The sequence below is a fragment of the Methylotenera sp. 1P/1 genome (assembly GCF_000384355.1).
In the GTDB taxonomy this organism is placed as follows: domain Bacteria; phylum Pseudomonadota; class Gammaproteobacteria; order Burkholderiales; family Methylophilaceae; genus Methylophilus.
In genome coordinates this window covers 2,739,859-2,747,525 of record NZ_ARWC01000001.1, presented here as the reverse complement: position 1 = coordinate 2,747,525, position 7,667 = coordinate 2,739,859, and the positions used below count along the sequence as shown (strand labels likewise).

The window sequence follows — 7,667 nt, the reverse complement described above, 5'->3', positions numbered from 1 at the left end:
TGGACCAATGCGGCGGTTGGGTCTCATTCCATCACGGCTAGAGCGACTGATAATGGGGGTACGGTCACTACCAGTGCTGCGGTGGCGATTACGGTGACGGCTACCAATGTAGCGCCTACTGTCTCACTGACTGCACCATCTGCCGGTGCGAGTGTAGTGCAAGGTACGGCTATTACGGTCTCCGCTAATGCTGCGGATAGCGATGGTACGATCACCCAAGTGGCGTTCTATGATGGTGCTACCTTAATCGCTACAGATACGACTTCGCCATACAGCATCAGTTGGACCAATGCGGCGGTTGGGTCTCATTCCATCACGGCTAGAGCGACTGATAATGGGGGTACGGTCACTACCAGTGCTGCGGTGGCGATTACGGTGACTTCCAGCACGCCAACCACACCGGGAACAGGTACCGGATTGAATGCCGATTACTACGCAACGAATGATTTAACCGGCAGCATTGTGCTACAGCGTGTAGAGGATATTAACTTTGATTGGGGTAATGCGTCACCGGGAGCAGGCTTACCAGCAGATAACTTCTCAGTACGCTGGACTGGGTTTATTGAAGCCACTGTGACGGGCTCTTATCAATTCCAGAGTTATTCAGATGATGGCCTTAGAGTCTATATCAATAATCAGTTAGTGATTAATAACTGGACGCCGCACGGCCCTACTTTGGACACGAGCGCGGCGATCAGCATGACGGCTGGCCAACGTATTCCGATTACGGTGGAATTCCAAGAGTTCACCGGTGGAGCATTGATGGAGTTATTCTGGAAAGTACCAGGAGCCACTACTTATGACGTGGTGCCTAAAGTGCAGTTGTATAACAGTAGTACGGTCAACAATAATGCACCTACTGTTGCGCTCACAGCACCCGCTTCAGGAGCTAACATCATACAAGGCACGGCCATCACGGTATCCGCCAATGCTGCAGATAGTGATGGTACGATCACCCAAGTGGCGTTCTATGATGGGGCTACGCTCATCGCTACAGATACGACTTCGCCATACAGCATCAGTTGGACCAATGCGACGGTCGGTACCCATTCTGTGACGGCAAGAGCCACTGACAATAGCGGTGCGGTCAGCATCAGTAGTGTCGCCTCCGTTACTGTGACCTCCAATGGTACGACCTCGACCGGCACTGGTTTGAATGGTAGTTACTACAACTCCATTGATTTATCCGGCAATGCGGTTTTACAACGCGTGGAGGATGTGAACTTTAACTGGGGCACTGCTTCGCCGGGTGCTGGCGTTCCAGCAAACAACTTTACTGCACGTTGGACGGGGTATGTCGAAGCATTAGCTGCTGGCAACTATCAGTTCCAGACCAATTCTGATGACGGCGTAAGGGTCTATCTCAATAACCAGCTCATCATCAATAACTGGGCTTCACATGGGCCAACCTTGGACACCAGCACGGTAATCAGCATGACCGCTGGTCAACGCTTGCCAATTAGGGTGGAGTTTCTAGAGTTTACCGGGGGTGCAGTAATGCAGCTATTATGGAAAGCACCGGGTGCAAGTACGTATAGTGCGGTACCTAAGCTGCAGTTGTATATCAGCCCTTAACCGGCTTAATCAGATAGCAATATCTGTTTGCGGTATGCCGACGGGGCCACCAAATGGTGGCCTCTATTATGTAGACTCACATAACAATAGAAAAACCATACTGAGAATTGTGACTAAGTTGTCACAAAAATGAAATTTACCCGTCACCGACATTCACTACAATTGACATATATAGTTGCTTTGATAGAATTGATTACATGATCACTAGAACACAAAAATTAAAATTAAATATTAAAATTCAAGGATTTACACTCCTTGAATTGCTAGTTGTTATGGTCATTATTGGCCTACTTGCTGGCTATGTAGGCCCCAAATATTTTGAGCAAATTGGTAAATCCGAAACAAAAACCGCCAAAGCACAAATCGATGCACTGGGTAAAGCGTTAGACCAATACCGGATTGATACCGGACGCTACCCAAGCAGCGAGCAAGGGTTAGAGGCACTCAATAAAAATCCGGCTAACGATACCAAATGGGCTGGCCCATATCTTAAAAAAAACGTGCCGAATGACCCGTGGGATAAACCCTATCTCTACAAATCACCAGGAGAGCATGGCGACTACGACTTATACTCGCTAGGTAAAGATGGGCAGCAAGGCGGCACCAAAGAAGCCGAAGACGTCACGAACTGGTAACGCTGTTCAAAACGCGATGAACTATCAAGTAAAAGCGGTCCGTGACAGAGAAATGGTTCTCCTGAACATTTCTGCCATGCATATGGATGACGCGCTATCTCAGGCGCAGGCAAGAGGCTATACGCCTATCTCGGCCACAGCGCTCAATGCACTCAAGCATTCCAGAAAAAAATTCCCGCTCATTTTATTTAGCCAAGAATTACTGGCCTTGCTAGAAGCAGGCCTCAATTTGGTAGAGGCGATTGAAACGCTTGCAGTCAAAGACGACCGTAACGAAGGTAAATCTACCTTAGATACGCTGTTACAAGCGCTCTACCAAGGACAAACCTTTTCCGCCGCACTGGAGCAGCAGCCGCAAGCGTTTCCTATGTTGTTTGTTGCAACGGTCAGGGCCAGTGAAAAAACCGGCGATCTGCCCCAAGCGTTGAGTCGCTACATTGCCTATGAATTACAAATTGGCCTACTCAAAAAGAAAATCGTCAGTGCATCCATCTACCCGATACTGTTGATGAGTGTTGGCGGTTTGGTGATTCTATTTTTGCTCGGCTTTGTCGTTCCAAAATTCAGCCGCATTTATGAAGGCACTGGCGGCGATCTCCCCTTTCTATCGCAAGTATTACTGGCATGGGGCGTGTTTCTTGAACGCCATGGCTTTGCCATGATGCTAGGCAGCATCGGGCTCATTGCCGCTTTAATTGTTGCCCTATCTCAACCGGCATTCAGAAAATGGCTAGCGCAACAACTGTGGAAAATCCCGGCATTGGGTGACCGTCTGCGCATCTACCAATTGGCACGTTTTTACAGAACGCTTGGCATGCTGCTCAAAGGCGGCACGCCTATTCTACTTGCACTGCAATCGGTGTCCGGCTTGTTAGATTCTGCCTTACAAAACAGTATGAAGCTTGCTTCAGCAGCCATTAACGAAGGCCACCCGATTTCCGATGCGCTCGACAAAACCGGACTGACCACACCAGTAGCCTTGCGCATGCTGGCAGTGGGTGAACGCGGCGGTAATATCGGCGATATGATGGAGCGCATTGCCGGCTTTTATGATGAAGAACTCGCACGCTGGATAGACTGGTTTACGCGCTTGTTTGAGCCCATATTAATGTTGATGATTGGCTTGGTAATAGGTGTGGTAGTCTTGTTACTTTACATGCCCATCTTTGAGCTTGCAGGCAATATACAATGATCGCGACCCCTACTTTTGCATTAGACGGCGGCACTGTGATGATGACCCCGGCCACCATCAAGCAAGCGAAGGCACAAGCGCAACTTCAGCAAAGACGCATGATTGAAGTGCTGGAAGAGCTGATTGGCGGCACGCAAGATACATTCATTTCTGCGCTTGGCACATGCTTTCATTATGCGCCCATCACCATGAAAGAAATGCACACGCTAATTGCAGGCTTTGATACGATTCCATTTTCCAAAGCCCAACAAAAAGAATGTCTGGCCTTTTATACCGAAGACGAACAGCTTATTTTAGTGTTTGCCGATCCGTTTAATGACATCTTGCAAACATGGGCCAATGAATACATTAAACGGTCATACACATGGCGGCTCGCGCATCGCACTGATATTGCCGCATTTTTAGCTAGACATGAAGAAACCATGCGCGCCATGGATGGCTTACCGACGGGCGAGCAAAACCTACTGGCGGATAATGATGAGTCGGTGGTACATCTTTCATTAAAATCGATTAGCGAAGAGAGCAACCCGATTGTCAAACTGATGAACTCCACGCTGTACGATGCTTTAAAAACAGGCGCCAGCGATATTCATTTGGAATGCGCACATTCAGGTCTAGTAGTGAAGTACCGTATCGACGGTGTCATGGCAAGCGTGGGGGGCATTCAAGGGCAAGACAATGCCGACCAAGCCATCTCTAGAATCAAAGTCATGGCGCAGTTGGATATTGCGGAGCGCCGTATTCCTCAAGATGGCCGGTTTAAAGTCATCACACAAGGCCGCGAAGTGGATTTCCGTGTATCCATTATGCCCAGTGTGTTTGGTGAAGATGCCGTATTACGCGTGCTCGATCGTAAATCGCTGTCTGAAGAAGCGCAAGGTTTAAGCTTACAAGCGCTTGGGTTCAACCCCAATATCATCACACAATTTCGTCGTTTAGCCGCAGAGCCTTATGGCATGGTATTGGTGACAGGCCCCACCGGTAGTGGCAAAACCACCTCGTTATATGCAGCCATCTCTGAGGTTAACACTGGGCATGACAAAATCATCACTATCGAAGACCCAGTGGAATATCAGCTACCCGGCGTATTGCAAATCCCAGTCAATGAGAAAAAAGGCCTGACTTTTGCACGCGGCCTACGCTCTATTTTGCGACACGACCCTGACAAAATCATGGTGGGCGAGATTCGCGATTCAGAAACTGCACAGATTGCGGTACAGGCAGCGCTGACTGGCCACTTGGTATTTACTACCGTGCACGCCAACAATGTGCTGGATGTGATTGCACGGTTTATGCACATGGGTGTAGACCCCTACAACTTTGTTTCAGCCGTCAATGGCATCATGGCGCAGCGCCTGATTCGTGTGATTTGCCCACACTGTATGGAGCCAGAGCAGCCTTCGGCCGCACTATTAGAAGAATCGGCCATTACCGTTGAAATGGCCAGCCGCATGCAATTCAAACATGCCAAAGGTTGTGGTCATTGCCGAGGCACCGGTTACAAAGGTCGTAAAGCAGTCGCTGAACTGTTAGTCCTCAACGACGAATTAAGAGAAATGATTGTAGCGCGCGAGCCTATTCGCAAACTGAAAGAAGCCGCAAAACGTAGCGGCATGCGCACCATACGTGAGGCCGCGATTGAAGCGGTGGGCGAAGGCATGACAACCTTACAGGAGATTAACCGTGTTACCTTTGTGGCCTAATCAACTGTTGGTCACACTCAGCGCCACTCATGTGGCGGTGCTGCATCGTACCGGGCTGACAAAGAAAGTACTAGCCCAGCACGAACATGCCGTAACCCCGAATCCAGAGCATATTTGGCAAGCATCATTGCAAACCTTAGCACGTATATTGGTAGAGCTTGCTGCACCCCGCCACACTGCAATGCAGTTGACGCTTGAAAGTGATTTGGTGCGCTATTTAGTGTTGCCGCCTACCTTAAAACATATCTCCATCACAGAAAAAACCGCGTATGCGCAAGCGGCTTTCCGCGAAGTGTTTGGGGCCGAAGTGCTGAACTGGGCCATACAATGTGATGATGTTGCACCTGCTAAGCCCACCATGTGCGCGGCCATTGATCAAACATTACTGATTGAATTACACACCTTAGCCGAAAAGCAATCCATTGTTTTAAAAAGCGTGCAGCCCTACTTTGTAAGAGCCATCAATGGTCTAGCCAACGCCTTGCACAAGGTAGAGGGCGTAGTGGCAATGGTGGAGCATAGCCGTTTGGTGTTTGCAACTTTTCATCATGGCATCTGTACCCAAATCCGCTCGCAAGCCATTGCATTAGACTGGCAGCAGCAACTGCCAGAGATTCTAGCGCGCACCATGGTGTTAGAAGACGATGTAGCGCGCGTGATCTCCATTTATGCACCTGCACACAAGGCCAGCGCATTGGCGCCCATTACGCACTGGCAAATCAAACGCTTAGGTCTCTCCAACAAACAAGCGCTACCACAAACGGCGTATCCACTGTTGGAGGTAATGGCATGAGCCAGCGATTACACATTGACTTTGTGGAAACCAGTGCATTTTCTTTCAAAAAGATCAGCTTACTCGGGTTGGCAATGCTACTGACAGCGATTGGCTGCACACTATATTGGGTACAGCAATATCAACTACAACAGCAGACATTATCCACGTTGGTTTCTGCCTCTGGAATGTCACCTGCATTACGCAATAAGCCAGTTGAGCTACCGATTGAAACCGCATCGGAAGATGAAGTCCTATATGCCCGTGATATTGTCACGCAGTTAAGCATTCCATGGAATCCGCTACTGACTTCGCTGGAGCAAGTCAGCACACAAGATATCGCACTATTGAGCATAGCGCCTAATCGCAAAAAACAACAAGTCGTGTTGACCGGCCAGGCCAAAAACATGGCCGCAACCTTGCAGTACGTGCAAGCTTTGGCACAATTAAACACCTTAGCGCAGGTCTATTTACTTAAACATCAAATCGATCAAAGCGACCCCTACAAGCCAGTTGGATTTACCATTGTTGCACAATGGAAACTAGAGCTAGGGAAAGTAGCGCAAGGGAAAAGCTGAATATGGTGAATACCCAATATCTGATGTGGTTACTGTCGCATGCGGCTAGGAAACTTGGCGTCTGGGGTCTATTAGCCTTGCTGGCAATTTGCGCCGGCGGTGTGTACTACACCTCTAAATCAGCAGAGATAAAAGAAGAAATCCATAGCTTTTCTACTGATTTAAACCAACATGCAGAGCCTGACACGCACGTAGCCATCATAGAAAAACCAGCCGAGCAAACACAGCAAACCTTGCAGGATTTTTACCGCATTTTTCCTCGTGCAGATTCCATCCCAGACACACTTGCGCAACTCAACCAATTAGCAGCGCAACAACGCATTGTATTGAATAGCGGCGATTATAAACTCACCAAAATTACACCGCGTAATGTGCCACAACAGGCAGCGCTCACCCAATATGAAATGGTGCTTCCAGTCACAGGCCATTACACTCAAGTGCGTCAATTTATGTCTGCCATGCTGAGTGCAGTGCCTTCGGTGGCCATCGCGGATATTCAAATGCATAGAGATAGCACCCTCACCCCCGTGGTTGATGCAAAATTGGTGTTAGTGTTATATGTGAAGGCTGACCCCTCATGAATTTAACAGCACAAGCAACGGCTAACGCAGGTAAAAATGGATGGCTATGGGCCGTACTGATTGTGACTGTTGCGCTGACTGCGTGGACAGCGTTCACGTCTGGCCAGTCAGATGAGTCATTACTTGCTGAGCCTGCAGACAGTGCACGTACCGCTAAACTGCCATCATTGGCAATTGCTCAAGTAACACCTGTAGACAAAGTCGAAACGACACCAGCGGCACCATCCAACTGGCGCATCATGCATCGAGACACAAGCGCAGAAAAGCCTGCCGATTTATTCCCGGTACATTCATGGGTCGTCGTCGCACCTACCCCCAAAATCAAACCTGCGCCCCCGCCCCCGCCGGTAGCGCCACCCTCGCCTTTTACTTATATGGGGAAACTAGACGATGGCCCCAAAGGCACGCAAATTTTTTTGATGGCTAACAACAAAGTGTATACCGTGGCAAAAGGTGAACAAGTGGATGCGTTTTGGCGCTTGGATGGTGAAGATGCCAACCAATTGCTGTTCACATTTTTACCACTGAATCTGCCACAAACTTTATCAAAAACACAAAAATTAATTTCACCGGAATCGTCCTTCAATGGACAGATGGCGCAGCCGGGGCAGTAAACCAGTAAAAGGATCAG

Annotated in this window: 8 protein-coding genes; all 8 read left to right on the top strand. The window is 48.9% G+C overall.

All coding sequences use genetic code 11. The features are described from left to right. Nucleotides 1–1,575 (top strand): PA14 domain-containing protein (locus tag A3Q3_RS0113370; RefSeq protein ID WP_020184100.1); only part of this gene is annotated, 1,575 nt, incomplete at its 5' end. Between the two features lie 197 nt (nt 1,576–1,772). Then, complete coding sequence (gspG, locus tag A3Q3_RS0113365) at nt 1,773–2,210, top strand: type II secretion system major pseudopilin GspG (protein ID WP_020184099.1); 438 nt, start codon at nt 1,773–1,775, stop codon at nt 2,208–2,210. A 16-nt stretch (nt 2,211–2,226) separates the two neighbouring features. Beyond that, nucleotides 2,227–3,402: a type II secretion system F family protein gene (locus A3Q3_RS0113360; protein WP_020184098.1), complete on the top strand. Its 1,176-nt coding sequence runs from the start codon at nt 2,227–2,229 to the stop codon at nt 3,400–3,402. Beyond that, nucleotides 3,399–5,105 carry a GspE/PulE family protein gene (locus A3Q3_RS0113355; RefSeq protein WP_020184097.1) on the top strand — a complete coding sequence of 569 codons (1,707 nt, stop codon included), beginning with the start codon at nt 3,399–3,401 and terminating at the stop codon, nt 5,103–5,105. Before A3Q3_RS0113360 ends, A3Q3_RS0113355 begins: the two co-directional genes overlap by 4 nt. Next, the gene (locus tag A3Q3_RS0113350; protein ID WP_157355128.1) at nt 5,086–5,898 is read left to right on the top strand and encodes a hypothetical protein; all 813 of its coding nucleotides are present in this window, start codon (nt 5,086–5,088) and stop codon (nt 5,896–5,898) included. The genes A3Q3_RS0113355 and A3Q3_RS0113350 overlap by 20 nt, the downstream gene beginning before the upstream one ends. Continuing rightward, a complete protein-coding gene (locus A3Q3_RS14230; RefSeq protein ID WP_020184095.1) occupies nt 5,895–6,455 on the top strand; it encodes a hypothetical protein in 561 nt (186 codons plus the stop codon). Before A3Q3_RS0113350 ends, A3Q3_RS14230 begins: the two co-directional genes overlap by 4 nt. 2 nt (nt 6,456–6,457) lie before the next feature. Continuing rightward, entirely contained in the window at nt 6,458–7,036 is a 579-nt protein-coding gene (gene pilO / locus A3Q3_RS14225) for a type 4a pilus biogenesis protein PilO (RefSeq protein ID WP_020184094.1), read from the top strand. Then, nucleotides 7,033–7,650 carry a hypothetical protein gene (locus tag A3Q3_RS14220; RefSeq protein ID WP_020184093.1) on the top strand — a complete coding sequence of 206 codons (618 nt, stop codon included), beginning with the start codon at nt 7,033–7,035 and terminating at the stop codon, nt 7,648–7,650. The genes pilO and A3Q3_RS14220 overlap by 4 nt, the downstream gene beginning before the upstream one ends. The last annotated feature ends 17 nt before the right edge of the window (nt 7,651–7,667 follow it).

What these genes read in the sequence shown, in the direction of transcription:
- gspG (WP_020184099.1), top strand. Translation starts at nt 1,773, where the DNA reads ATGATCACTAGAACACAAAAATTAAAATTAAATATTAAAATTCAAGGA.
- A3Q3_RS0113360 (WP_020184098.1), top strand. Translation starts at nt 2,227, where the DNA reads ATGAACTATCAAGTAAAAGCGGTCCGTGACAGAGAAATGGTTCTCCTG.
- A3Q3_RS0113355 (WP_020184097.1), top strand. Translation starts at nt 3,399, where the DNA reads ATGATCGCGACCCCTACTTTTGCATTAGACGGCGGCACTGTGATGATG.
- A3Q3_RS14230 (WP_020184095.1), top strand. Translation starts at nt 5,895, where the DNA reads ATGAGCCAGCGATTACACATTGACTTTGTGGAAACCAGTGCATTTTCT.
- pilO (WP_020184094.1), top strand. Translation starts at nt 6,458, where the DNA reads ATGGTGAATACCCAATATCTGATGTGGTTACTGTCGCATGCGGCTAGG.
- A3Q3_RS14220 (WP_020184093.1), top strand. Translation starts at nt 7,033, where the DNA reads ATGAATTTAACAGCACAAGCAACGGCTAACGCAGGTAAAAATGGATGG.